This window comes from Microbacterium sp. EB106-03-03-XG65 (assembly GCF_058791955.1).
Map to the genome: position 1 here is coordinate 382,544 of NZ_JBYTEB010000002.1, position 25,936 is coordinate 408,479.

The following is a 25,936-nucleotide window of genomic DNA, read 5'->3' on the forward strand; positions in this document are numbered from 1 at the left end:
GACTCAGCCCAGGCGGCCGCCGGACTCCTGCAGGTAGCAGGCCCCGCACAGCGACTCATACGTCGTGAGCTCGGGCGTCGCAGAACCGTCGGCGCCCTCATCGATCGCGACCTGGTCGCCGTCGAACACGAAGCGACCACCGATCACCCGGCCGTTGAACACGGCCTTGCGTCCGCAGCGGCAGATGGTCTTGAGCTCTTCGAGCGAGTGCGAGATCGCGAGCAGCCGGGCAGAACCCGGGAAGGCGTGGGTGAGGAAGTCGTTGCGGATGCCGTAGGCGATCACCGGGATGTCGTCTTCGATCGCGATGCGGAAGAGGTCGTCGACCTGCCCGGCCGTGAGGAACTGCGCCTCGTCGATCAGAAGGCACGCGATGGCCGCATCGCGGCTGTGCTGTGCGGAGAGCGCTCTGGCGTCGTCATCCGCGCCGATGAGGAAGTCGACGTCTCGGGTCATGCCGAGCCTGCTGTCGATCTGCGAGGCGCCCTTCGTGTCGATCGCAGGCTTCGCGAGCAGCACGTGCTGGCCGCGTTCCTCGTAGTTGTAGGCGGCCTGCAGGAGCGAGGTCGACTTGCCGGAGTTCATCGCTCCGTAGCGGAAGTAGAGCTTCGCCACCGGCGCGTTACTCGTTGATGCCCAGCGTCGCGGCCGTGGCCGCGGTGGACTTCTCGGCCAGCGCCGCATCGGTGTTGAGCGTCTTCCCGAAGGTAGGGATCAGCTCGCGCAACTCGGGCTCCCACCCGGGATACTGCTCGGGGAAGCACTTCTTGAGCAGGTCGAGCATGATGGGCACCGCCGTGGAGGCTCCCGGCGAGGCGCCGAGCAGGCCGGCGATCGATCCGTCGGCTGCCGCCACGACCTCGGTGCCGAACTGCAGCACGCCGCCCTTCTTCGGATCCTTCTTCATCACCTGCGCGCGCTGACCCGCGTTGATGAGGGTCCAGTCCTCGTCCTTCGCGGTGGGCATGAAGGTGCGCAGACTGTCGACCTTCTTGCCGTGGTTCTTCAGCAGTTCACCCACCAGGTAGGTGATCAGGTCGGGGTTCGCGAACGCGACCCGCAGCATCGGCCACAGGTTGTGCGGCCGCACCTGGGTCACGAGGTCGAGCATCGAACCGTTCTTGAGGAACTTGGGGCTGAACGTCGCGAACGGGCCGAACATGAGCGACGCCTCGCCGTCGACGACGCGGGTGTCGAGGTGCGGCACCGACATGGGGGGCGCACCGACCGATGCCTGCGAGTAGACCTTGGCCTTGTGCTGGGCGACGATCGTGGGGTTGCTCGTCTTGAGGAACTGCCCACCGATCGGGAAGACCCCGTATCCCTTGATCTCGGGGATCCCCGAGCGCTGCAGCAGCTTGAGAGCCCAGCCACCGGCGCCGACGAAGACAAAGCGCGCCTTGATCTCGTTCGGCGTGCGCCCGATGGTGGTGCGGTACTTGACCAGCCAGCCGTCTTTCTGCTTCTTGAGCGAACGCACCTCGTGGTTGGTGCGCAGCGAGACGCCCGACTGGGTGAGGTGGTCGAAGAGCTGGTGGGTCAGTGCGCCGAAGTCGACATCGGTTCCGGCCGGCACGCGGGTCGCCGCGAACGGCTCGCCCTTGCGACGCTGCTGCATGAGCAACGGCGCCCACTTGTTGATGACACGCGAGTCTTCGCTGTACTCGATGCCGTCGAACAGGGGCTGCTTCTTGAGCACCTCGTAGCGGTCCTTGAGGTACGCGACATCTTTCTCACCGCGCACGAACGTCATGTGCGGAGTGGCGTTGATGAACGTCGAGGGCTCGTCGAGCACTCCTCGCTCGACCAGCGACGACCAGAACTGACGGCTCTGCTGGAACTGCTCGTTGATCGAGACCGCCTTGGCCGGGTCGAGAGGTGCACCCTTCTGCTGCGGCATGTAGTTCAGCTCGCAGAGCGCCGCATGACCCGTGCCCGCGTTGTTCCACGGGTTGGAGGACTCCTGCGCCACATCGGAGAGTCGCTCGAATGCGACGATCTTCCAATCCGGCTGCAGCTCGTGCAGCAGAGTACCCAGGGTGGCGCTCATGATGCCACCACCGATCAAGACGACATCGACGTTTTCGGTCACCGGAACAGTCTAGTTCGAGGTCACGACACGACCGACCACGGAGCCCGGCCCGGTCAGACCGGTTCCGTATGACGGGGATGCGCAGAGGCTATGACGCGAGTGCTACGACGCCAGCCGCTCGGCGAGGATCTCCGCGATCTGCACCGCGTTCAGCGCGGCGCCCTTGCGCAGATTGTCGTTGCTGATGAACAGCACGAGGCCCTTGTTCTCGGGAGCCGACTGGTCGGCGCGGATGCGACCCACGAAGCTCGGGTCCTTACCCGCTGCCTGCAGCGGGGTCGGCACCTCGTCGAGCACCACGCCAGGCGCCTCGCTCAGCACCTCGGCAGCGCGCTGCGGGGTGATGTCGCGGGCGAACTCGACGTTGATCGAGAGCGAATGCCCCGTGAACACCGGCACGCGCACACAGGTGCCCGCGACGCGGAGGTCGGGGAGCTCGAGGATCTTGCGGCTCTCGTTGCGGAGCTTCTTCTCCTCGTCGGTCTCGTTCTGACCGTCGTCGACGAGGTTGCCGGCGAAGGGGATGACGTCGAAGGCGATCGGGGCGACGTACTTCTCGGGCTCGGGGAAGTCGATCGCCGAGCCGTCGTGCACGAGGCGCAGGGTGTCGCCCTGCGCGAGCACGCCCTCGACCTGGCCGAGGAGCTCCTGCGCACCGGCGAGACCCGAGCCGGACACGGCCTGATACGTCGACACGATGAGTCGCTCGAGGCCCGCCTCGGCGTGCAGCGCCTTCAGCACCGGCATCGCGGCCATGGTCGTGCAGTTCGGGTTCGCGATGATGCCGCGGGGGCGGTCGTCGATCGCGTGCGGGTTGACCTCGCTGACCACCAGCGGGACCTCGGGGTCGTTGCGCCAGGCGCTGGAGTTGTCGACCACGACGGCCCCGGCCTCGGCGAAGCGCGGCGCGTAGGCACGGCTGGCGGTCGCACCGGCGGAGAAGAGTGCGATGTCGATGCCGGTGGCATCCGCGGTCTCGACGTCTTCGACGATCACCGTGGCACCGCCGAACTCGATCGCCGTGCCGGCGGAGCGCGACGACGAGAACAGGCGCAGCTCGCGGATGGGGAAGGATCGCTCGGCGAGAATCTCGCGCATCACGGTGCCCACCTGGCCGGTGGCGCCCACGATGGCGACGGAGAGTCCTGAGTCGGAGATGCGGGTCATGAGGTTCCTTGGCGTCGTGCAGTACAGCAGAGAGGCTTCGGGCGCGACGTCGGGATGCGGATGCCGCGCCTGGCGCCGATGTCAGGGTTTCGGTGAGTCTATCGTGGCCACCGAAGGGCGGATGCCGTCAGCGACCGGTGCCTGCGTGGACCGTCGCCTCGTTCTCGCCGTCGAGGCCGTATGCCGCGTGCACGGTGCGGGCCGCCTCGGCGAGCTCGTTGTCGCGCAGCACGACCGAGATGCGGATCTCGGAGGTCGAGATCATCTCGATGTTGATGCCTCCGGCAGACAGCGCCTCGAAGAGGATCGCGGAGACGCCGGAATGGGTGCGCATGCCCGCGCCGACCACCGAGAGCTTGCCGATCTGGTCGTCGTGCACGAGGTTCTCGAAGCCGACCTCGGCCTGATCGCCCGCGAGCGCCTTGAGGGCAGCCGCGGCATCCGCCTTGGGGACCGTGAACGAGATGTCGGTGCGTCCGGTCGAGGCCGCCGACACGTTCTGCACGATCATGTCGACGTTGGCGCCGGACTTGGCGACGATCTTGAAGATCTCCGCGGCCTTGCCCGGGACATCGGGCACCCCGGCGACCGTGATCTTGGCCTGGCCGAAATCGGTGGCGACTCCGGCGACGATCGGCTCTTCCATGGCTGCTCCCTCGGCTTCGCGAGGGTTCTTCATGCCCTCGCCCAGAACGTATGTGCCCTCGGCCGACGAGAACGTCGAGCGGGCGTGGATGAGGACGCCGTGACGGCGTGCGTACTCGACGGCGCGGATGTAGAGCACCTTGGCGCCGTTGGCGGCGAGCTCGAGCATCTCTTCGCTGCCGATGTGATCGAGCTTCTGCGCCTTCGGGATGACGCGGGGGTCGGCCGTGAAGATGCCGTCGACGTCGCTGTAGATCTCGCAGACATCGGCGCTCAGCGCGGCAGCGAGGGCGACGGCGGTGGTGTCGGAACCGCCGCGGCCGAGCGTGGTGATGTCACGGGTGTCGCGGTTGAAACCCTGGAACCCGGCGACGATGACGATCGCACCCTCGTCGAGGGCCTCACGCAGTCGCACCGGAGTGACGTCGACGATGCGCGCGGAACCGTGATGCGAGTCGGTGATCATGCCGGCCTGGCTGCCGGTGAACGAACGGGCCTCGAAGCCCATCGAGTGGATCGCCATCGCGAGCAACGCCATCGAGATGCGCTCACCGCTGGAGAGCAGCATGTCGAGCTCGCGCGGTGCGGGGATCGGCGCGACCTCGTTCGCGAGGTCGAGCAGTTCATCGGTCGTATCGCCCATCGCACTGACGGCGACAACGACGTCGTGCCCGGCGCGACGCGTGTCGACGATGCGCTTGGCGACGCGCTTGATGCTCTCTGCGTCGGCGACGGATGAGCCGCCGTACTTCTGCACGATGAGGGCCACGTTCACTCCCTGGGATGTCGGGCGGATCCGCCCACGATCATTCTACGATCGCCGCGTATGCCGCGAGTCGCATGTGACGGGGCCAGCGACCGGCGGACCGGGGCCGCGGAGTGTCGTCGCCGGAGCGTTGCGGGCCCGACGCGTCAGAGAGCGGGCGGAGTGGGCGAGAGGGCGAGATCGTCGGCGGTGGATGCGGGTGGGCGGAAGCGCCCTCCGGTGGCCGCGAACCAGCATCCTGCGATGATCAACGGGAAGCCGATCAGCAGCCCGGGGGTGAGCGGCTCGGCGAGCACGATCGCACCGAGGATGATCGCGACCACGGGGTTCACGTACGTGAACAGCGGTGCGCGCACCGGCCCGACCTCGCGGATCAGGGCGAAGAACGCGAGGAACGCCACCGCAGTGCAGATGACGGCGAGGGCCACGAGCGCGACGACCGACGGCAGTGTGGGCAGCCGGTGCTGGGTGAGCAGCCCGATGGGCAGGTAGAGGACGCCGATCATCAGCAGCGACAGGGTGATGGTGCCCAGAGACGGCACTTCGGCGAGCTTGCGGGCGACGATGAACGGCGCGATGGCATAGAGGATCGCCACGAGCAGCACCTCACCCGCAGCGAGCAGACTGATCTCACCGCCGAAGAGTCCGGGGCCTGCGACGACGATCGCGACGCCGAGGAACCCGACGAGGAGGCCGATCGCCCGCGTCGGACGCAGCACTCCCCTGTCTCCCCCGCCGAGCGCGATGAGTGCGGCGAACAGGGGCACGGTCGCGACGAGAAGCCCGGTCATGCCGGACGGCAGAGTCATCTCTGCGTGGCCGAGCAGCACGAAGGGGCCTGCCATCTCGACGAGGCCGAAGGCGAGCACCCAGGGCCAGTGCTTCCACGCCGCCCGCAGCGCACCGCCGCGGATCGCGAACGGAAGCAGCAGCAGAGCGGCGATCAGCGTGCGCCCGGCGACGATGGCCGGGGGCGAGATCGACTCGACGGCGATGCTGATGAAGAGGTACGGCACGCCCCACAGCAGGGCCATCGCCCCGAAGAGCAGCCATCCGCGTCGCGAGAAGCCGCCCTGCGAGTTCACAGCACGCGCCGGCCCTCGAATGCACGCCCGAGCGTGACCTCATCGGCGTACTCGAGATCGCCGCCGACCGGCAATCCGGAAGCGAGGCGCGACACCGTGATCTGCATGGTCGTCAGCAGGCGGCTGAGGTAGCTGGCGGTCGCCTCGCCCTCGAGATTGGGGTTCGTCGCCAGGATCACCTCTTGCACCGTGCCGTCGGCCAGACGCGTCATGAGCTGTGCGATGCGCAGGTCGTCGGGACCGATGCCCGCGATCGGGCTGATCGCCCCGCCCAGCACGTGATAGAGCCCTCGGAATTCACGGGTGCGCTCGATGGCCGCGACGTCTTTCGCGTCTTCGACCACGCAGATCAGAGTGGCGTTGCGGCGCGGGTCGCGGCAGATGACGCAGCGCTCCTGCTCGGCCACGTTGCCACAGATCTCGCAGAAGCGCACACGCACGCGGATCTCGACCAGCAGCTCGGAGAGGCGCGCGACGTCGAAGGTCGGCGTCTGCAGGATGTGGAATGCGATGCGCTGAGCGGACTTGGGCCCGATGCCGGGTAGGCGACCGAACTCGTCGATCAGCTCTTGGACGATGCCGTCATACATCAGGAGAACCTCGTCGGGGGCTCGTAGGGCTCTTCGCGCACGAACGTCGCGCCGAGCACCTGGCGGATCACGGCCTCACCGTAGCGCTGCACTCCCCCGGCCGGGGTGCGCTCGGTGATGGTCGGTGCGGCGGACGCCGCGTGAGTCGTCGGGGAAGCCGAGGACCCGGAACGACCGGATGCCGACGCGGGGGCGCGCCCGGATGCCGACGCTGTCGCCGCGCCCGCGCGAGCCGTGGCGGCAGGGGCCGGCGTGCCCTGACCGGGTGCTCCCCGAGGCGGCGTCGGCTCGTACGAGGGATCGTACGGCGGCTCGTCGTCGTAATAGGGCGGCTCGTCATCGGCCGGATACGGGGGTTCCTCGGGGGCGCGCGCGGGCTGCGGGGCCGGCGAATTCGCCGCCCGACCGGGGGCCGCGGGTGCGGAACCCTGGCCGGGCGACGCGACGGACGCTGCCGAAGCCTCGTCGGCGGGCGTCGCGGGTGCGGGGGTCGCCGCTGCGGGCGCCGTGGGCGTCGTCGCGGGTGCGAGTGCCGTGGTCCCTGACTCCGCAGCGGGGACGGGCATCGTCACGGGCTCGATCGACGCGGGAATTCGGGCCACCGCCCACTCGGTCACGGACGCCGCTGAGGCGCTGCTCGTCTGCGGGCGGGGTGAGCGCGCTGACGCAGGCTCCGATGCGGGAGCGTCGGCGGCCGGCGCACCGGAAGGGGGCGACGACGGTTGACGCGGTGCGCCTCCCGCGGGCATGGGCGCGGGTCGGTACTTGACCTTCACTCCCACCTCGTGCTCGATGGCCATGCGCAGGTGGTCGGACGGCCCCGCACCGGGTGTCGTCCCCTTGAACTTCGCGACGTCGTGCTGGCTCGCGAAGCCGAGCGTGAGCACCTCGGACTCGGTGTCGTACGCGAGCGGCTGCACGGCCGTCGCGAGCAGCCACGAGGTGCGGCTGAGCCCCTCGAGTCGCTTGAGGACGCCGGGCCACGACTCGGTGATGCGGCCGAGCGTGACGGGTCCCGACGGCTCCGCCGGTGCGGATGCCTCGAGTTCGGACGCGCTGGATTCGGCCGCCTCTGCGGCGACCTCGGTGGCCTCGGCGACGTCTGCGGCCACCAGGCCCGGAGAGTCGGACGCCGCGGATTCGACCGGGGCCGCATGGATCGTCGACCCGATGGAGTCGATCGTGACCTCGGCGGGCGCGGTGCTCGGAGCCTGCTGCGGCTCCGTCGCCTCGGGCTGCGCGGCAGCGCTCGGTCGCTGCACGGCGGCCGGCGGTGTCTGTGCCTGTGCCTGTGCCTGTGCCGGTGATTGCGCTGGTGCCGGTGCCGGTGCTGCATCGACCCTCGGCGCCGCCGCGGGAGCACCGCCGGCGACCGCGGCATCCGCGCTTGCGGCGAGGACCCGCGCCACCATGAGCTCGAGATGCAGGCGCGGAGAGGTCGCCCCCGACATGTCGTCGAGCGCGGCACTGACCACGTCGGCCGTTCGCGACAGTCGCGCTGCGCCGAACGAGTCGGCCTGCGTGCGCATGCGCGCGAGGTCGTCTTCGGCGAGGCCGCGCAGCACCGAGGAGGCTCCGTCGCCCACGGCCGCGATCACGATCAGGTCGCGCAGGCGTTCGAGCAGATCGTCGACGAAACGACGAGGGTCTTGGCCGGTCTGCACGACACGGTCGATCGCGGGGAAGGCGGCTGCCGCGTCGCCCGCGGCGAGCGCATCGACGATCTCGTCGAGAAGGGCGGCGTGCGTGTAGCCGAGCAGGGCGACGGCGCGCTCGTAGGCGACCGTGACCGTCTCGGAACCCGCCGGTGAATCCGATCCGGCGATCAGCTGATCGAGCAGCGACAGGGTGTCTCGTGGCGACCCGCCGCCGGCGCGGACGACGAGAGGGAGAACACCGCGTTCGGCGACCACGCCCTCTTCGACGCAGAGCTTCTCGACGTACTCGAGCATGGCCGCGGGAGGCACCAGGCGGAACGGGTAGTGATGGGTGCGCGAGCGGATCGTGCCGAGCACCTTCTCGGGCTCGGTCGTCGCGAAGATGAACTTCACGTGCTCGGGAGGCTCTTCGACGAGCTTGAGCAGCGCGTTGAACCCCTGCGGCGTGACCATGTGGGCCTCGTCGAGGATGAAGATCTTGTAGCGGTCGCGGCTGGGAGCGAACGTGGCGCGTTCACGCAGGTCGCGAGCGTCGTCGACACCGTTGTGGCTCGCCGCGTCGATCTCGACGACGTCGAGGGATCCTCCGCCGGCGCGCGACAGCTCGACGCAGCTCGGGCACCTGCCGCAGGGCACATCGGTCGGCCCCTCGGCGCAGTTGAGGCACCGCGCGAGGATGCGCGCCGAGGTGGTCTTGCCGCAGCCACGGGGGCCCGAGAAGAGATACGCGTGTCCGACCCGGTCGCCGCGGAGTGCGGTCATGAGCGGATCGGTCACCTGGGACTGCCCGATCATCTCGCCGAACGACTCGGGGCGGTAGCGGCGGTAGAGGGCTGTGGTCACCACACCAGCCTACGGCGTGCCACGGACGTTCCGGCAGACGGGGGCAGCCCGCAGCACGCGTGCTCTGCGCCCTGCCGCTGCGAGCACCGAGCCGCCGCGCGGAATCACGACGACACGGCCTCGAAGACTCCGCCGACGACCTCGACCACACCGCCCGTAGCGTCGACGAGATCGCCGACCGCGCTCACGAGCTGCACGACGCCGCCGGCCAGCTGGATCACCTCGATCACCGCACCCGCGACCTCCATGGCGCCGTCGATGCCCTCGACGACGCGCAGCTCGCGCGACTCTGTCTGCAGCACGGCCGCCCACGACCGTTCGAGTCCGAACAGCACCGCGTGGGGCAGCAGTCGCTCGTTCAGCAGGAACCTCTGCAGCCGGGCGCTCGACGCCTCAGGAGAGACATCGGCCCGCAGATCGGCCCCGTCGGCCGATTGCGAGAACCGCAGAGGCTCCGCCTCGGCGAGGGCGATGTACTCGCGCAGGCCCGCGAGATGCTCCCGCCCCGGCTGCGACTCCGGGCGGAAACGGCGCCACGGTCGCGGAGCGATCACGATCGCCGCGATCGCGACGAGCAGGCCGATGCTCAGCACGGCGTAGAGCGCGGCGCCGGGTTCGCTCACCGCCCACGCGGCCATGAGGAGCAGAAGGCAGACGCCCGCCACCAGCACCGCGGCGACGCGGATCAGGAACGTGGCCCAGCCGCGTCGGCCACGACCGATGAGCCCCGCACTCGCGAGCCGCTTCTCGGCCTCGTCGATGACGCCGCGCACCCGACGGTGCAGCGCCCGAGCATCCGAACCGAACCTGCGCACCCGCCCCGGCGTGTGATCCGGGCCGAACAGCGCTTCGAGCACGCCGAGCTCTTCGGGTGTGAACGCCGCACCCTCGACGATCTCGATGCCGACCGGCTCACGTCGGCCCGACCCACGGGAATCCGCGTCGTCCGAGTCGACCAACAGGCGCACCTTGCGTCGCACGGCCAGGTCGATCAGCGCGGCCGCGACCGCCCTGCGGTCGGCGTTCAGCAGCAGAGCGTCCGACAGCACGGTCGCGTGCTCCGCGGGCGCGAACCGCGGCCCGGGAGACGCGACGCGCTGCACCGACCGTGCGCGCTCGACGACCGCGAGCACGAGCAGGAGCACTCCGGGCACGAGCCCGAAGAGCACCGCCGTGATCAGCACCCTCAGTCGATCGGTTCGATGATCGGGATCGCGGTCGTGATCACCGGCACGGATGCCGACAGCCGCGTGCCGTCCTCGCGGAGCGCGTCGGCGAACTGCCGCAGCGTGGGGCGCCCCGAGAGGATCGGCCCCTGGTCGGCGAGAGGGACGACCACGTCGTCACCGACCGTCGCGATGTAGGCCGCGTCACGCACGCTGAACGGCACGGGCTCGCCCGTGCTCACGTGCACCCGCAGCTCGTCGGCCGTGATCGTGACCTGCAGCGCAGACCCCTGCCACTGCAGCGGGAACGACAACGACGGCCAGTCCGCGGGCAGACGCGGGTCGAAGCTCAGCTCGCCCGCGTAGTCGCGCATACCGCCGAAGCCGCACACGAGCGCCGTCCACACGCCGCCCGCGGATGCCACGTGCACGCCGTCGGCGGCGTTGTGGTGCAGGTCGTGGAGGTCGACGAACAGCGACTGCCGGAAGTACTGCAGAGCGAGATCCTGATAGCCGACCTCGGCGGCGAGGATCGACTGCACGACCGCCGACAACGTCGAATCGCCGGTGGTGAGCGGATCGTAGTAGTCGAAGTCGGCCTTCTTCTCCTCGGGCGTGAAGTGGTTGCCCTGCAGGAAGAGCGCGAGCACGACATCCGCCTGCTTGAGCACCTGGAAGCGGTAGATCACGAGGGGGTGGAAGTGCAGCAGCAGGGGCCGCTGCTCCTTCGGGGTGTGTGCGAGATCCCAGACCTCGCGCTCGAGGAACAGCGAGTCCTGCGGGTGGATGCCCAGACTCTCGCTGAACGGGATGAACATCGCGTCGGCGGCCCGTTCCCAGCCCTCGGCCTCGCCCTCGGCGAGTCCGGTGCGCTCGACGACCCTGGCGAACTCCTCGCCGTTCGCCTCACGCGCCTCGCGCACGACCCGAGCCGCATAGCGCAGGTTGTAGCGCGCCATGACGTTCGTGTACAGGTTGTCGTTCACGACCGTCGTGTACTCGTCGGGCCCGGTGACGCCGTGGATGTGGAACGTCTCGATGCCGTCGTCGTCGTTCGTGTCGGCCACGATGCGCGAGGTGCGCCAGAAGCCCAGCGTCGCCCACAGGCGCGCGGTCTCGATCGCGATGTCGATGCCCTCGCGGCGCAGGAAGTCGTCGTCGCCGGTGGCACGCACGTACTTGCCGAGCGCGAAGCTGACGTCGGCGTTGATGTGATACTGCGCGGTGCCGGCGGCGTAGTAGGCCGAGGCCTCCTCGCCGTTGATGGTGCGCCAGGGGAACAGCGCGCCGGCCTCGTTGAGCTGAGCCGCCCTGCGGCGGGCGGCCGGCAGCATGAGCACACGCGCCCGCAGCGCGTTGCGCGCCCACTGCGGCGACGTGTACGTGAGGAACGGGAGCACGTAGATCTCGGTGTCCCAGAAGTAGTGGCCGCTGTACCCCGAGCCCGAGACGCCCTTGGCGGGCACGCCCGTGCCGTCGGCGCGGGCGGAGGCCTGGGCGAGCTGCAGCAGGCACCACCGAGTGGCCTGCTGGATGTCGTCGTGGCCGCCGATCTGCACGTCGCTGCGCTCCCAGAACGCGGCGAGCCATGCGGCCTGGCGCTCGAACTGGGCGTCGACGCCCTCGACACGCACTCGGTCGAGCGAACGGCGGCAGCGGTCCACCAGCTCGCGCGGCGGCACACCGCGGGAGGTGTGGTAGCTGACGAGCTTGGTCACGGTGATCGGCACACCCGCCTTCGCCTGCACGCGGAAGACGTTCTTCGAGATGTCCTCCTCGATGAGCGTGCGCGACGTGTAGTCGTTCTCGGTCTCGATCACGTGATCGGCGACGACGGCGACCGTCATGCCGGAGGCGGCGACCGAGTACGACAGTGCCGAGCGCAGCCCGTCCTGCCAGTGCTCTGCCGGCTCGAGCACACGCTCGGCGATCTTCTCGGCCTTGCGAGGATCGAAGCCGCTCTTCGCCTCGACAGGAGTGCCCGCGTACACGCCGGCGCCGTCCTGGCGGTTGATCATCTGGCAGCTGACGGTGACCGGAGCATCCGCGTTCTCGACGACGACCTCGAGGCGGAGCACGGCGAGGTGGCGCTCCTCGAAGCTGACGATGCGCTCGTCGCGCATGCGCACCCGCTTGCCCGACGGGGTCTCCCACACGACGATGCGCTCGAGCACACCCGTGCGCATGTCGAGCGTGCGGCGGTACTCGCGCACGTCGGCCTCGTCGAACGAGATCGGCTCGTCATCGACGTACACGCGCATGACCTTGGCGTCGGGCGCGTTGACGATCGTCTGCCCGACCTCTGCGAAGCCGTACGCCTGCTCGGCATGCCGGATCGGCCACGTCTCGTGCAGGCCGTTGATGAACGTCCCGTGCTCGTGCGCTCCCCGACCCTCGATGTGGTTGCCGCGCAGACCGAGATAGCCGTTGCCCACGCTGAAGAGGGTCTCTGCCACGCCGCTCTCGGAGTAGCGCGTCTCGATGAGACGCCAGGGGTCGACGGGGAAGCGTTCGCGGTCGATCATGCGGTCTCCTCGGAGTCGGAGCGGGATGCGGAGTCGGTGGCGTCGGAGCCGCCCGGCGCAGAGAGGAAGGCATCGAGGTCGTCGACGACGACCGTCGCGCCCGCGGCGCGCAGCGCATCGGCTCCGGTGCCGCGGTCCACGCCGACCACCGTCGCGAATCCGGCAGCAGCGGCCGAGGCCGCACCCGACGTCGCATCCTCGACGGCGACGCTCGTGGCCGGGTCCACCCCCAGCGCCACGGCGCCGGCGGCGAACATGTCGGCGGCGGGCTTGGAGGCGAGGCCGTCGCGCTCGGCGACCACCCCGTCGACCACGACGCGGAAGAACGAGCGGAGGCCGGCGGCACCCAGCACCTCCTCGGCGTTCTTCGAGCTCGACACGACGCCGATCGGGACACCGGCGGCGGAGAGATTCTCGACGAGCGCGAGCGAACCGGGATACGGGGCGATGCCCTCGGCGCGCAGCGAGGTCGCGAAGGCCGCGTTCTTGCGATTGCCGATGCCGCAGATCGTCTCGGCCTCGGGCGGATCGTCGACCGATCCCCAGGGCACCTCGACGTTGCGACTGTGCAGAAGGCTCGCGACGCCGTCGTAGCGCTTCTTGCCGTCGACGTAGTCGAAGTAGTCGGCGTCGGTGTACGGCGCTTCGATGCCCCAACGGGCGAACACCTCGTCGAACACGACCTTCCAGGCGCGCATATGCACCTCGGCGGTCGGTGTGAGCACGCCGTCGAGGTCGAACAGGACCCCGTCGGCGCGGAGCAGGTCGGGCAGTGCTTCGGGCACAGGAGCCTCCAGGAGAAGGACGATGGTTCCGGCACCTCTCCGTGCCACTGTGCAAGCGTAGTTGGGCCGAGGCGTCGGCGGTAACCCCCGATCGCGGATTCGCGTCGGCGGGATGCCGGTCAGAGCATCCGCGAGGTCTGCCGGGCGATCTCGAGCTCCTCGTTCGTGGGCACCACGAGCACCGTCACGGACGAGGCGTCGGTCGAGATGCGGCGCACTCCCCTGGCTCGCGCCGCGTTGCGCCCGGCGTCGATCTCGACACCCGCGAACCCGAGCGTGGCCATGGCCTCGGCGCGCACGGCGGGGGCGTTCTCGCCGACACCCGCCGTGAACGAGATCACGTCGACACCGCCGAGCTGAGCGATGTACGACCCCGCATACGCGCGCAGACGGTGGATGTACACGTCGAAGGCCAGCGTGGCGGCCTCGTCGCCGGCTTCTCGCCCCGCGAGGATGTCGCGCATGTCGCTGCGTCCCGCGAGGCCCTTGAGGCCGCTGCGTGAGTTCAGCAGCGCGTCGAGGTCATCGATCGAGTACCCCGCGCGGCGCGAGAGGTGCACGAGCGCCGCCGGATCGAGGTCGCCCGAGCGCGTTCCCATGACGAGACCCTCGAGCGGGGTGAGACCCATCGACGTCTCGACCGAGCGCCCGCCGTCGATCGCGGTGACCGATGCACCGTTGCCCAGATGGAACACGAGCTGGCGCAGCGTGCCCAGGTCGCGTCCGAGGAAGGCGGCCGCCGATTCGCTCACGAACTGATGGCTCGTGCCGTGGAAACCGTAGCGCCGCACGCGATGCCGCGCAGCGAGCTCGGCGTCGATCGCGTATGTGTACGCCGCGGGCGGCAGCGTCTGGTGGAAGGCCGTATCGAACACCGCGACATGCGGGACGTCGGTGAACACCGCCTTCGCCGCGAGGATGCCGGCGAGGTTGGCGGGGTTGTGCAGCGGGGCCAGCACCGCGAGCTCGTCGATCTGCCGCTCGACGTCGGGCGTCACCAGCGTCGGGGCGTAGAACCGCGCTCCTCCGTGCACGACGCGATGCCCGACGGCGGAGGGTGCGCGCTCGGAGAGCGACGGGCCGTGGGCCTCGAACTGCTCGAGCATGACCGAGAACGCCTCGGCGTGGTCGGCCACCGGACGCTCCTGCTCGTATGAGCCGTCGAGCATGGTCACCACGGCATCCGCGGTCGTGTCGGGCCGCACGGTGTGCGTGATGGCCCCGGCATCCTGCCCGATGCGCTCGATCAGTCCGCTCGCGAGCTCGTTCTCGTTCTCGATGTCGATCAGGCTGTACTTCAGCGAGGACGACCCGCTGTTGATCACGAGGATCGCAGTCACGATGCCGTCCCTTCCGCCTGCGCCTGGATCGCGGTGATCGCGACCGTGTTCACGATGTCGTCGACCAGCGCACCGCGGGAGAGGTCGTTGATCGGCTTGTTGAGGCCCTGCAGCACAGGGCCGATCGCGACGGCACCGGCCGAACGCTGCACCGCCTTGTACGTGTTGTTGCCGGTGTTGAGATCGGGGAAGACGAAGACGGTCGCACGGCCGGCGACCGCGGAGTCGGGGAGCTTCGCCTTCGCGACGGCGGCGTCGGCGGCCGCGTCGTACTGGATGGGCCCCTCGACGAGCAGCTCGGGTGCACGCTCGTGCACGAGCGCCGTGGCGGCGCGCACCTTGTCGACGTCGGCCCCGGTGCCGGATTCTCCGGTGGAGTACGACAGCATGGCGATGCGCGGCTCGATGCCGAACTGCTTCGCGGTGGCAGCCGATGAGATCGCGATGTCGGCGAGCTGCTCGCTGCTCGGGTCGGGGATCACCGCGCAGTCGCCGTAGACGAGCACCCGGTCGGCGAGCGCCATGAGGAAGACGCTCGAGACGACGTTCACGCCCGGCTTGGTCTTGATGATCTCGAACGAGGGGCGGATGGTGTGGGCGGTCGTGTGCGCGGCGCCCGAGACCATGCCGTCGGCGAGGCCCAGATGCACCATCATCGTGCCGAAGTACGACACGTCGGTCACGGTGTCGGCGGCCTGCGCCACCGTGATGCCCTTGTGCGCGCGGAGCCGCGCGTACTCGGCCGCGAAACGCTCGACGAGCTCGGGGTCGGTGGGACTGATCACCTGCGCGGCGGTGATGTCGATGCCGAGTTCGACCGCACGGGCGCGCACCGCGTTCTCGTCGCCGAGGATGGTCAGATCGGCGACCTCGCGTGCCAGCAGGGTCGCGGCGGCGCGCAGGATGCGGTCGTCGTCGCCTTCCGGCAGCACGATGCGGCGGCGGTCGGCGCGGGCGCGCTCGATGAGCCCGTATTCGAACATCAGCGGAGTCACCACACGCGACTCCGCCAGGCCGAGCTGAGTGGTCAGCTCGGCGATGTCGACGTGGGTCTGGAAGAGCCCGAGCGCGCGGTCGTAGCGTGTGCGGGACTCGGGCGAGATGCGACCGCGAGCGCCCATGACCCGCACGGCGGTGTCATACGTGCCGAGGTCGGTCGCGATGATCGGAACCGTCGAGGTGAAGCCGTCGAGAAGCTGCACGATCGGCTCGGGCAACGGGAACGGACCGTTCAGGATGATGCCGGCGACGCGCGGGAAGGTGCCCGAGGCATCGGCGAGCAGCGTGGCGAGCAGCACCTCGGTGCGGTCCGCGGGGATCACCACGACGGCCTCTTCGGTCAGTCGCGGCAGCACGTTGACCATCGACATGCCGGCCACCACGATCGTCAGGGCCTCGCGCCCGAGCCGGTCGGGGTCTCCCTTGATCAGTCTCCCCTCGACCGCCGAGAGGATGCCGCGGATCGACGGCGCCACGAGCGTGCGGTCTTCGGGGATCGCCCACACCGGGGTGCTCTTCGTCGGGCGCACCGCAGAGACCGCCGCCTCGATGTCGGTGAGGATGTCGGGGTCGGCGCGGTTGACGACCACCGCGAACAGCTCTGCCCGCTCGGCTTCGAGCTCGGCCAGGGCCAGCGCGCCGATCTGACCGACCGCCGCGGCCGTGCGGGCGGTGGTGGTGCCGAGCTGCTCGGCCTGGCGCTGCTGATCGCGCCCGCTGAGCACGAGCAGCACGGGGGCGGCGAGGTTCGCGGCGATGCGGGCGTTGTAGCCGAGCTCGGCCGGGCTCGCGACGTCGGTGTAGTCGCTGCCGATGATCACGACGGCATCGCACTGCGCCTCGACGGCCTTGAACCGCGCGACGATGGTCGACAGCGCCCGGTCGGGATCGTCGCGCACATCGTCGTAGGTGACGCCGATGCAGTCCTCGTAGTCGAGCTGCACGCCGTCATGCGCGAGCAGCAGCTCGAGCACCTCGTCCCGCTCGGTCACCGAGCGCGCGATCGGACGGAAGACGCCGACCCGCGGGGTGACCCGCATGAGCGCGTCCAGGACGCCGAGGGCGATCGTGGATTTTCCGGTATGGCCTTCGGCCGAGGTGATGTAGATGCTCTGCGCCACGCCCCCAGCTTAGGTGCACCTCACTCTGGATTCGCTGGGTCGCCGGCCGGGAGAAAGCGTTCAGCAGCCCGTCGAGAGCGCGTCGACGACCGCGACGGCGTCGGCCCGGTAGCGGGTGTAGTACGCCGGGTCGAGGTTGATCTGCACCCGATGGATCGCGAGAGACGGGTCGAGCGCATGCCACTCCGGCACGCGCGCCAGTCGCTCGTAGAACAGGGTCGCCGCAGTCGCCGGATCCATGCGCTGCTCGACGCTCCCCCACCACTCCTGCTGCTGGAAGAGCCCGATGCTCGTCGTGCGGCTGCCGTCGGGGTTCGTGAATCCGGTGGTCTCCCAATCGCCGTAGTCGATGTTGCGCAGGCTGCTCTCGCCCATGGCGGTCATCACCCCGAGGATCTGCCCGTCTCGACCGAACCCCAGCGCGGATGCCGTCTGCATGATCGTCGCCGCGTTCTCGAGCTGCTCGCCCTCCCAGCCCGCGACGCCGTGCTGCGGGAAGGTCGTCGGGTCGCTCAGGCAGATCGCCACGGGCTTCTCGTGCGCGAGGCTCAGCGGGATCGCCACCGCCGCCCCGGCGACCGCGATCACGACGGCCGCGGCGAGGGCCCATCGACCGAGCATCCGTCTGCGCTGCAGCCGCTTCTGCGCGCGGCGGCGCGGCGACGTGCGTCGGCGCACACCCGGCCGCGCCGAGCGACTCTTCGCCGACCGCGATCGCGATGTCGGCCTCTTCGACGCGCGTCTCTTCGCGGTGCTCGCGCCACGACCGGCGGTCATCGCGGGTCGACCTTCACGATCGGCGGGCCGATCCGCGGCCGACGAAGGCCGCGAGTGCGCCGCCGATCGCCCCGAACAGGTGCGCCTGCCACGAGATGCCGTCGCGCACGCCGACGACCCCCGCGAGCATGGATCCGCCGTAGAAGGCGATCACGATGATCGCGATGACGGCGTACAGGATGCGGTGCGACACGCGGCCGGGCGCGAACACGCGCATGACGGTGTAGCCGAAGTACCCGAAAACGAGGCCGGAGGCCCCCACGGTGAGAGCGCCGGGCGCGTTCACGATCCACGTGCCGAGGCCGCCGATGATCGCCGCGAACGCGGTCACGGCCCAGAACCGGCGGGTCCCCTCGACGGCGACGAGGCAGCCGAGCACGAGGAACGGCACGGAGTTCGCGATGAGGTGCGCCCAGCTCGCGTGCAGCAGAGGCGAGACGACGATGCCCGCGAGACCGGTGAGATCCCAGGAGCGGAGCCCGAAGCCCGTGAAGGAGAGCGGCAGGACGGCGTCGACGAGCTGCACCAGCCACATGGCGGCCAGCAGCAGCACCGGCGAGGCGAAGCGCGCGAGAGCGGATTCCCGAGAAGGGCCGCCGGTGCTGGTCATGTCGGGCCTGGTCACATCATGATCCTGACAGGGCTGACCCGGAGGACGCTGACAGCCGACGGTGCATCCCCGCAGACAGGGGGAGCATGCGGCGAGCGCGTGCCGGAAAAGAAAGTGACTCTCCGCGCACCCAGCAGAGCCCGGTTACCCTTGCTGCGTTTCCGCCCTGGGGGAATTGGCCTGGATGCCGCCACGCGGAGAGCCGAGAACAGTCTAGCCGATCTCCGCACCCGCTCTTTGACAGACTGGTCGGGTCATGCCTCCCGCCACCGCCGCCCCCCTGTCGACCTGGCGCTTCTCGGGCACTCTGCGCACCTATCAGGCCGAGGTGCTCGAGCATCCGGGCCTCGAGGGCGACGGGCCGCTGCACATCGTCGCCCCGCCGGGATCGGGCAAGACGCTGCTCGGTCTGCTCCTGGCGGCTCGAGCAGGTCACCGCGCGCTTGTGCTGTCGCCCACCGTGACCGTTCGCCATCAGTGGCTGCGCACGGCCGCAGACCTGGCCGTCGATCCGTCCTCTGTCTCGGACGACCCCGATCGACTCGGCGATCTCACCGTCCTGACCTATCAGCTGCTCAGCGTGACCACCGACAGCTCGCCCTTCGACGACCTCGCTCGCACGGTGTGGATCGATGAACTCGTCGCGGCCGGTCGGACCGAGGCGGACGCCGCGACCTGGCTCGCCGCACTCGCCGTCGACAACGCCGCGGCGTATCGGTCCGGCATCCGCAACCGCGCACGGCGGCTCCGCTCGCGCTTCACGCGGCAGCGGCCGGAGGAGCTCGCCCGGGTGCTGCATCCGAATGCCGTCGCGCTGATCGATCGGATCGTCGCAGCGGGCGTGCGCACGATCGTGCTCGACGAGTGCCACCATCTGCTCGACCACTGGGCCGTCGTCGTCGCCTATCTGGCCGGCCGCATCCGCGAGACCGGGGCAGCGCCCCTGCTGATCGGACTGACGGCGACGCTGCCGTCGCCCGACGACGAGACCGAGTTCGAGAACTACAGCCACCTGCTGGGCGAGGTCGACTACGAGGTGCCGACGCCCGCCGTCGTGAAGGAGGGACACCTGGCGCCCTACCGCGACCATGTGGCGTTCACCGAGCCGACCCCGGCCGAGGCCGCGTTCATCCGTCGCCACGAAGGTCTGCTGCACGATCTGATCAGGCAGGTGCTCTCGACACCCGACGGCGTCCGCTATCTCGAGCAGCAGCTGCAGCCGACGGATGCCGACGCTCCCGACCTCGCGGGCGGGCACGACCCTCGCGACGAGACGTCCCTCGCACGGCTCGATCGCGCGTTCTCCGCCGACTTCCCCCTCACGCGATCCTGCGGGCTCGTGCTGCGGGAGGTCGCACCGCAGCATCCGCTGATCGCCGCGATCCCGCCTGCGCTGCTCGGCCGCTGCACGACCGACGACCTGCTCACCGTGCTCGCGCGCTTCGCGCAGAGCCGTCTGCTGTCCGACCCCGATGCCGAGGGGCAATGGGAGTACGTGCGGCGCGCGCTCGCCGACTTCGGATACGCGCTGACGGATCGGGGCATCCGCCGCGGACGCGACCCGGTCGAGACGACACTCGCCTTCTCGGCCGCCAAAGACCATGCGGCGGTCGAGATACTGCGGCGCGAGCTCGCCGGGGCCGATGGCGACCGCGTGCGCGCCGTGGTCGTGACCGACTTCGTGGCGCACGGCAACAGTCGAGGACTGGTCGGCGATGCGCCCGCGGGCGCGCTCCGGACGTTCGATCTGCTCGCCGTCGACCCCGTCGTCGCGGACCTGTGCCCCGTGCTCCTCACCTCCCGCCACCTGCGCGTGCGCGCCGATGACGCGCACGGGATCGCAGACTCGCTCGCTGAGATCCTCGAGGCACCGGTCGACGTCGTCGACGGGATCGGTCCGCTCCGAGAGCTGCAGGCACCCGGCGTGGGCAGCGGACGCCTCGTGAGCGCGGTGTCGGAGCTGATCCGTCGCGGCCACGTGCGCCTGCTCGTGGGCACGCGCGGTCTGCTCGGCGAGGGCTGGGACTGCCCTTCGGTGAACACCCTGATCGACCTCACCACGGTGGCGACTGCGTCGGGCACGCAGCAGCTGCGCGGACGCACGTTGAGGCTCGATCCCGCGTGGACCGAGAAGGTCGCTCACAACTGGTCGGTCGTGTGCCTGATCCCATCGCACGTCGACCTCGACGACGGATCGGAATCGGATCGCCTGCGCCGTCGGCACTCCCACCTGAGGGGAGTGAGTGCCGATGGCGACGGTCGGATCGTGAGCGGGGTGGGGCATGCACTCCCGGCGGCGGGCCTCGAGACCTGGCAACGCGTGCTCGACAAGGACTCGTCGGTGTCGGTCGCCGACCTCGACGCGCTCGTGCAGGCGCAGCAGCCCACTCGCGCCGAGACGCGGAGCCAGTGGCGCATCGGCGAGCCCTACCGGTCGCGCGACCGCGAGGTCGTGACGGTGCGCCGTTCCACACGGTCGCCCCTGCTGCTCACCCGACGGGCGGCGAGCGCAGGAGCGATCGGGTCCTTCGTACTCGGCGCGGCCGGCACGGCGGCGGTGCTCGCTGTGCTGGCGATTCTGGGACTCGCGACCTCGGCACCGCTCGCCCTCGGGGTCGTGGCGGCCGGCGGTCTCACGGGGGCGGCGGCGTCTGCGCTGCGGGTGCTCGGCCGGACCCTTCGTGATCGTTCCCGTCCGGCCGAGGTCTATCGAGCCGCCGCGACCGTCGTCGCCCGCGCCCTGCACGACGCGGGACGCATCGGCGCCATCGACGAGTCGTCGATCGTCGCACGCACCGACGACGCCGACCGCACTCGCATCCGCATCGAGCTGGGCGGCTCGGCAGACGACGCCCGGGTGGTCGCCGACGCCGTGCAGGAGCTCTTCGCCCCGGTGCGCACGCCGCGCTTCCTGCTGCGAGTCGACACCGCGGGGCTCCCGCGGCTGCGCTCGATCGAACGCCTGGCCGATCGACTCTCGCCCGGCCGCACGCTGCTCGCGGTGCCGAGACTGATCGGCCGCCGACGGGGTGATGCCGAGAGATTCCACGCACACTGGCGCGAGGCCATCGGTCCGTGCTCGCTGCATGAGCTCGGCGGGATGCAGGGGCTCGCGCTGCTGCGCGTCGCGCGCAGCAGCGACAGCCGACTCGACGGCGCGGAACCGCGGGCACGCGTCTGGGGCTGAGGCGACCACCGGCGCATCCCGTTGTCACCCCATGTGCAGGGAGCGGCGATACGATCGATCCACGCGCACCGCAGCGCCCACGTGAGAGGGAACGCATGCCAGAGAATCCGCCCCTGATCCCGACCGTCGTCGGCGCCGAGCAGTTCGCCGCGCAGACGTCGGCCATCATCGGCTCGATCGGACGTGTGATCGACGGCAAGCCGGATGCCGTGCGGAGCGCGATCGTGTGTCTGCTCGCCCAGGGGCATCTGCTCATCGAGGACGTGCCGGGTGTGGGCAAGACGATGCTGGCGCGAGCACTGGCCGCGACCATCGACGCGACGGTGCGCCGCATCCAGTTCACGCCCGATCTGCTTCCGGGCGATGTCACCGGCGTGAGCGTGTACAACCCGGTCGACCGCGAGTTCGAGTTCAAGCGCGGGGCCGTGTTCGCGCACATCGTGATCGCCGACGAGATCAACCGCTCCTCGCCCAAGACGCAGTCGGCTCTGCTCGAGGCGATGGAGGAGGGACAGGTCACGGTCGACGGATCGACGCACATGCTGCCCGATCCGTTCCTCGTCGTGGCCACTCAGAACCCGCTCGAGATGGAGGGCACATACGCACTGCCCGAGGCGCAGCGCGACCGATTCATGATGCGGATCTCGATGGGGTATCCGGATGCGGCGGCCGAAGCCGAGATGCTGCGGCAGCGCGACACGGTCAACCCCCTGGCGGCGGTGACTGCCGTGGCCGACGCCGCATCCATCTCGGGCCTGATCGCGTGGGCGCGCTCGGTGCACGTCGCTCCCGCGATCGAGGAGTACACGGTGGCACTCGCGCAGGCGACGCGCACCGACCCGAACCTGCACCTGGGCGCGAGCCCCCGTGCGACCCTCCAGCTCATCCGCGCCGCGAAGGTGTGGGCGGCGCTCGACGGCCGCGACTTCGTGATCCCCGACGACGTCACTGCGCTGCTCATCCCGGTTCTCGCGCACCGTCTGCTCCCCGCACGCGGTGCCCATCGGGCCGGCGCCCAGCCTGTCGAGTCGGCTCTGCGTCAGATCGCCGAGCGTGTGCGCGTGCCCGTGGCCGTGCGCGCCTGAGTCCTCTCCTCATGCGACGCCGTCCGACACTCACGCTCCGGGGCACGGCTGCGCTCCTCGCCGGCGTGGGCTGCCTGATCGCCGCGAACGTGCTCGGGGCTGCGGTGCTGCTGTATGTCGGTGTCCTGCTGCTGGCGCTCACGCTCATCGCGGTCCTGGTCGTCGTGCTCCCCCGTCGCTCGGGAACGGTCGCGCGGCAGATCTCGACCGACCTGCTCACGGTGTCGGAGACCTCGCGAGTGACGCTGCGCTTCTCGCTGCGGGCGCTGCGAGTCCCCCGCGGACTCTGGCGCGACGTGCTGCCCGACGCCGCCGTCTCGGGCGACGCCGCCGGCGAGTTCCCCTCCGAGACGGGCAGGCTGAGCTATCTGCTCACCGGCGTGCGGCGCGGCGTCTGGCCCATCGGACCTCTCGTACTGCGCACGGTCGACCCGTTCGGGCTCGCCCAGCGCGAGCAGGAGTTCGGCGAGACGCGGACCGTGACGGTGGTGCCCGAGGTGTTCACGCTCGCACCCCTCACGGTCAGGGTCGGAGCCGCGGGCGGCACCGCACAGACCTCGTCGAGCCGTCTCGGGCAGGGCAGCGACAACCTGTCGCCGCGACGCTACATCTCGGGCGACTCGATGCGACGGATCCACTGGCGGGCCACCGCGCACCGCGGTCAGCTGATGGTGAGACAGGAAGAGGAGGAGTCGAGTCCCGACGCCCTGGTCGTGCTCGATCGCAGCGCCGCGCGCTGGAGCGCCGCCGCAGCCGGTACCTCCACCGGCACCGGTGCCGATGACTCGTTCGAGACGGCCGTGTCGCTGTGCGCCTCGGCCGCCGTCCACCTGATGCAAGAAGGGTACGGAGTCGACGTGATCGACAGCGCCGGCGTTCTGCTGGGCACGCTGCGCGGTCACGAGGACGACCGTGACGGCCTGCTCGTCGCGCTCGCCCTGGTGAGTCCGAGGGGCGACTCGCGTGATCTGGCGGCGCTGGTGGGCGGCACCCCGCCCGGGCCGCTCGTGTACATCACCGGCGAGATCGACGAAGAGGATGCCGCGCTGCTGCGTCCGTCCGGCGCGGCCGCCCCGATGCTGTTCGCCAGCGCGCCGAAGGAGGGCGCCGAGGCAGCGGCGGTGCAGTTGGGGTGGCGGTTCGCCGTCCTCGGCGACGACATCGCCGAGGCATGGGAAGACGTTCTTCCCGAGCGGCAGACCATGTCCTCGGCCGACCGGCGGGGGGACGCCGATGTTCAAGGCTGAGACCACGCGGCCTCGCCCCGCACGAGCGGCCTGGCACCGCGAGCACGACCTGCCCCCGAGCATGATCGTCCCCTCGGTGCTCGCCGCCGCGGCAGGACTCGTCGCGATGTGGCCGTACACCGCCGTCATCGCCCCGGGCACGTGGTCGGCCACTGTGCTGCTGATGATCGTGGTCATCGGCGTGACGGGCGTGATCGCGCGCACGGCGCTGCGACGCCGAAAGTCCTGGCAGCGCGACCTCGCGACGATGGGGGTGCAGATCGTCGTGGCATGCGGCACCCTGACCCTGCTCGTCGCAGGGGGCACCGCTCTCTTCGGAGTGATCCCGACCGATCGGACGCTGGCCGTGTTCCAGGGTCTGGCCGTCTCGGCGTGGGACGAGATCGTGCACGGGGTCGCCCCTCTCGAGTCGTCACCCGGGCTCGCCGCGATGATGGGAGTGGGGTTCGCGTTCGTCGCCATCGTGCTCGATGCGCTCGTCGCTCAGCGCGGTGCGATCGTCGCCGCCCTGCTCACCGCCGCCGTCGGGGCGACGCCCATGATCGCCACGCTCGGCGACGCAGACATCGTGTGGTTCGTGGTGTTCGCCGTGCTCGTGCTCGTGCTGCTGCGGTACACCGCCGTGCAGAACCCGGAGACGCCGCGGCGCACATCGACGACTCTCGCCGCTGGCGTCGGGGTGGCCGCGCTCGCCTCGACGATCCTGATCGCACCGGCACTCCCGCTGTCCCCCGGTGTCGCCGGCACGGGGGTCGGGGTCACGGTCGACGCGTCACTGCGCCTGGGCGACGACCTCAGGCAGCCGAACCCGGTCGAGGTGCTGACCCTGGCCACCACGGCGACGACCGCCCCCTACCTGCGCCTCACCACCCTGTCGCAGTTCGACGGGCGCGTCTGGGAGCCCGATCGCGGTGGCCTGCAGGCGCAGGATGAGGGCTTCGGCCCCGAGGAGTGGAGTCCCGACATCGCCACGACGGAGCAGACCACCTCGATCCGCGTCATCCGCATGTCGAGCTCGTGGCTGCCTGTCCCCTACCCGGCGACGAGCCTGCAGGGAGTGCCGGCGGCGTGGCGAGTGAGTCCCGAGAACCGCACGGTCGCCTCGCGCACGGCGGATGCCGTCGGCAACGACTACACGGTGCGCTCGACGCGCGTCAGCCCCACACTGGAGCAGATCCGCGCGATCCCCGCCGCAGAGCCGGTCTTCGACCCCGATGCCGAACCGGTGGAGCTGCCCGATGTGATCGCCGCCACCGCCCGGGAGGTCACCGCCGACGAGACCAACGACTACGACCGTCTGATCGCCCTGCAGTCGTGGTTCCGCAATCAGTTCAGCTACTCCCTCGAGACCCCCGTCGAGGAGGGTTTCGACGGCACGGGCGCCGACGCGGTCGCGCAGTTCCTCGAGGTGCGGTCGGGGTACTGCATCCATTTCGCCGGGGCGTTCGCCCTCATGGCCGAGAGCCTCGGGATGGACGTGCGCATCGTCGTCGGCTATCTGCCCGGCGCACTCACCGACACGAACCGCGGAGAGGAATCGGTCTACTCGGTCACCAGCGATCAGCTGCACTCCTGGCCCGAGGTGCGCTTCCCCGGTGTGGGCTGGGTGCCGTTCGAGCCGACCGCATCGCTCGGGGTGCCCACCGCCTTCGCCGCGGGAACGACCACGGGCGGCGGCAGCAGCGGCACGACGACGCCGACGCAGACCACTGCCCCGAGCACCGAACAGACCGCCGCCCCCGAGATCGAGCGCGACGATGCCGGAGACAACACGGGCGCGACCAGCGCGGGTCAACGGGTCGATCCGACCCCGGTCGTGCTGGGTGGGCTCGGAGTGCTGCTCGTGGTGTTCCTGCCTGCCGCGATCCGTCTCACGACGGGTGCGGTGCGCCGACGCAACGCGCGACGCGGCGACGCGGCATCCGCATGGGCGGAGCTCCGCGCGACGATGCTCGACCTCGGTGTCACCCTCTCGGATGCCGAGAGCCCTCGCATGCGGGGCGACGATCTGGTGCGCGACCACGGAGTGGATGCCGACGCGATGCGCGCTCTCACGGATGCGGTCGAACGGGCCAGCTACGCTCGGGCGCCCGGTAGCGCCGCGAGCGACCTGGAGCAGCCGTTGCGCAGAGTGCTCAGCCAGCTCAGGCGCAGCGTGGATGCGCGCACCCGTGTCGTCGCCTTCGTCATACCGCGATCGCTCTTCGCGAGCCGCCGCTCGGACGGGGTGCTGGCGGCCTGAGTCCGT

At 70.2% G+C, this 25,936-nt stretch carries 18 protein-coding genes and 1 other RNA gene; 4 read left to right on the plus strand and 15 right to left on the minus strand.

Going from position 1 to position 25,936, the window contains the following annotated elements:
• Positions 1–3: 3 nt before the first annotated feature.
• From AC3WS6_RS15215 to ffs, 15 genes are all read right to left on the minus strand, one after another.
• Positions 4–615 carry a thymidine kinase gene (locus tag AC3WS6_RS15215; protein ID WP_492501867.1) on the minus strand — a complete coding sequence of 204 codons (612 nt, stop codon included), beginning with the start codon at positions 613–615 and terminating at the stop codon, positions 4–6.
• Positions 616–622: 7 nt separating this feature from the next.
• The gene (locus AC3WS6_RS15220) at positions 623–2,092 is read right to left on the minus strand and encodes a malate:quinone oxidoreductase (RefSeq protein ID WP_492501868.1); all 1,470 of its coding nucleotides are present in this window, start codon (positions 2,090–2,092) and stop codon (positions 623–625) included.
• Positions 2,093–2,194: 102 nt separating this feature from the next.
• Positions 2,195–3,259: an aspartate-semialdehyde dehydrogenase gene (locus AC3WS6_RS15225; protein WP_492501869.1), complete on the minus strand. Its 1,065-nt coding sequence runs from the start codon at positions 3,257–3,259 to the stop codon at positions 2,195–2,197.
• 127 nt (positions 3,260–3,386) lie between these two features.
• On the minus strand, positions 3,387–4,673 hold the full coding sequence (locus AC3WS6_RS15230; RefSeq protein WP_492501870.1) for an aspartate kinase: 1,287 nt from the start codon (positions 4,671–4,673) through the stop codon (positions 3,387–3,389).
• 143 nt (positions 4,674–4,816) lie between these two features.
• Positions 4,817–5,755 (minus strand): DMT family transporter, encoded by a 939-nt coding sequence (locus tag AC3WS6_RS15235; RefSeq protein ID WP_492501871.1) that lies wholly within the window; start codon positions 5,753–5,755, stop codon positions 4,817–4,819.
• A complete protein-coding gene (gene recR / locus AC3WS6_RS15240; protein ID WP_201471350.1) occupies positions 5,752–6,345 on the minus strand; it encodes a recombination mediator RecR in 594 nt (197 codons plus the stop codon). The genes AC3WS6_RS15235 and recR overlap by 4 nt, the downstream gene beginning before the upstream one ends.
• The gene (locus AC3WS6_RS15245; RefSeq protein WP_492501872.1) at positions 6,345–8,846 is read right to left on the minus strand and encodes a DNA polymerase III subunit gamma and tau; all 2,502 of its coding nucleotides are present in this window, start codon (positions 8,844–8,846) and stop codon (positions 6,345–6,347) included. Before AC3WS6_RS15245 ends, recR begins: the two co-directional genes overlap by 1 nt.
• Positions 8,847–8,950: 104 nt before the next feature.
• On the minus strand, positions 8,951–10,030 hold the full coding sequence (locus AC3WS6_RS15250) for a DUF2207 family protein (protein ID WP_492501873.1): 1,080 nt from the start codon (positions 10,028–10,030) through the stop codon (positions 8,951–8,953).
• A gap of 2 nt (positions 10,031–10,032) precedes the next feature.
• Positions 10,033–12,537, minus strand: coding sequence for a glycoside hydrolase family 65 protein (locus tag AC3WS6_RS15255; RefSeq protein ID WP_492501874.1), 2,505 nt, complete (start codon positions 12,535–12,537; stop codon positions 10,033–10,035).
• Complete coding sequence (locus AC3WS6_RS15260; RefSeq protein ID WP_492502325.1) at positions 12,534–13,322, minus strand: HAD family hydrolase; 789 nt, start codon at positions 13,320–13,322, stop codon at positions 12,534–12,536. Before AC3WS6_RS15260 ends, AC3WS6_RS15255 begins: the two co-directional genes overlap by 4 nt.
• 119 nt (positions 13,323–13,441) lie before the next feature.
• The gene (locus tag AC3WS6_RS15265; protein WP_492501875.1) at positions 13,442–14,662 is read right to left on the minus strand and encodes an acetate/propionate family kinase; all 1,221 of its coding nucleotides are present in this window, start codon (positions 14,660–14,662) and stop codon (positions 13,442–13,444) included.
• A complete protein-coding gene (gene pta / locus AC3WS6_RS15270; protein WP_492501876.1) occupies positions 14,659–16,782 on the minus strand; it encodes a phosphate acetyltransferase in 2,124 nt (707 codons plus the stop codon). The genes AC3WS6_RS15265 and pta overlap by 4 nt, the downstream gene beginning before the upstream one ends.
• Positions 16,783–16,842: 60 nt before the next feature.
• A complete protein-coding gene (locus AC3WS6_RS15275; protein WP_492501877.1) occupies positions 16,843–17,460 on the minus strand; it encodes a hypothetical protein in 618 nt (205 codons plus the stop codon).
• 112 nt (positions 17,461–17,572) lie between these two features.
• Complete coding sequence (locus AC3WS6_RS15280; RefSeq protein ID WP_492501878.1) at positions 17,573–18,184, minus strand: rhomboid family intramembrane serine protease; 612 nt, start codon at positions 18,182–18,184, stop codon at positions 17,573–17,575.
• 95 nt (positions 18,185–18,279) lie between these two features.
• An RNA gene (gene ffs, locus AC3WS6_RS15285) (signal recognition particle sRNA small type) lies at positions 18,280–18,376 on the minus strand.
• Between the two features lie 49 nt (positions 18,377–18,425).
• Between ffs and AC3WS6_RS15290 the strand changes: the two genes are divergently transcribed.
• From AC3WS6_RS15290 to AC3WS6_RS15305, 4 genes are all read left to right on the plus strand, one after another.
• Complete coding sequence (locus AC3WS6_RS15290; RefSeq protein WP_492501879.1) at positions 18,426–21,356, plus strand: DEAD/DEAH box helicase family protein; 2,931 nt, start codon at positions 18,426–18,428, stop codon at positions 21,354–21,356.
• Positions 21,357–21,451: 95 nt separating this feature from the next.
• Positions 21,452–22,441 (plus strand): AAA family ATPase, encoded by a 990-nt coding sequence (locus tag AC3WS6_RS15295; RefSeq protein WP_492501880.1) that lies wholly within the window; start codon positions 21,452–21,454, stop codon positions 22,439–22,441.
• A gap of 11 nt (positions 22,442–22,452) precedes the next feature.
• Positions 22,453–23,688: a DUF58 domain-containing protein gene (locus AC3WS6_RS15300; RefSeq protein WP_492501881.1), complete on the plus strand. Its 1,236-nt coding sequence runs from the start codon at positions 22,453–22,455 to the stop codon at positions 23,686–23,688.
• On the plus strand, positions 23,675–25,930 hold the full coding sequence (locus AC3WS6_RS15305) for a transglutaminase TgpA family protein (RefSeq protein ID WP_492501882.1): 2,256 nt from the start codon (positions 23,675–23,677) through the stop codon (positions 25,928–25,930). The genes AC3WS6_RS15300 and AC3WS6_RS15305 overlap by 14 nt, the downstream gene beginning before the upstream one ends.
• Positions 25,931–25,936: the final 6 nt, after the last annotated feature.

What these genes read in the sequence shown, in the direction of transcription:
- AC3WS6_RS15225 (WP_492501869.1), bottom strand. Translation starts at nt 3,259, where the DNA reads ATGACCCGCATCTCCGACTCAGGACTCTCCGTCGCCATCGTGGGCGCC.
- recR (WP_201471350.1), bottom strand. Translation starts at nt 6,345, where the DNA reads ATGTATGACGGCATCGTCCAAGAGCTGATCGACGAGTTCGGTCGCCTA.
- AC3WS6_RS15255 (WP_492501874.1), bottom strand. Translation starts at nt 12,537, where the DNA reads ATGATCGACCGCGAACGCTTCCCCGTCGACCCCTGGCGTCTCATCGAG.
- AC3WS6_RS15290 (WP_492501879.1), top strand. Translation starts at nt 18,426, where the DNA reads ATGCCTCCCGCCACCGCCGCCCCCCTGTCGACCTGGCGCTTCTCGGGC.
- AC3WS6_RS15295 (WP_492501880.1), top strand. Translation starts at nt 21,452, where the DNA reads ATGCCAGAGAATCCGCCCCTGATCCCGACCGTCGTCGGCGCCGAGCAG.
- AC3WS6_RS15300 (WP_492501881.1), top strand. Translation starts at nt 22,453, where the DNA reads ATGCGACGCCGTCCGACACTCACGCTCCGGGGCACGGCTGCGCTCCTC.
- AC3WS6_RS15305 (WP_492501882.1), top strand. Translation starts at nt 23,675, where the DNA reads ATGTTCAAGGCTGAGACCACGCGGCCTCGCCCCGCACGAGCGGCCTGG.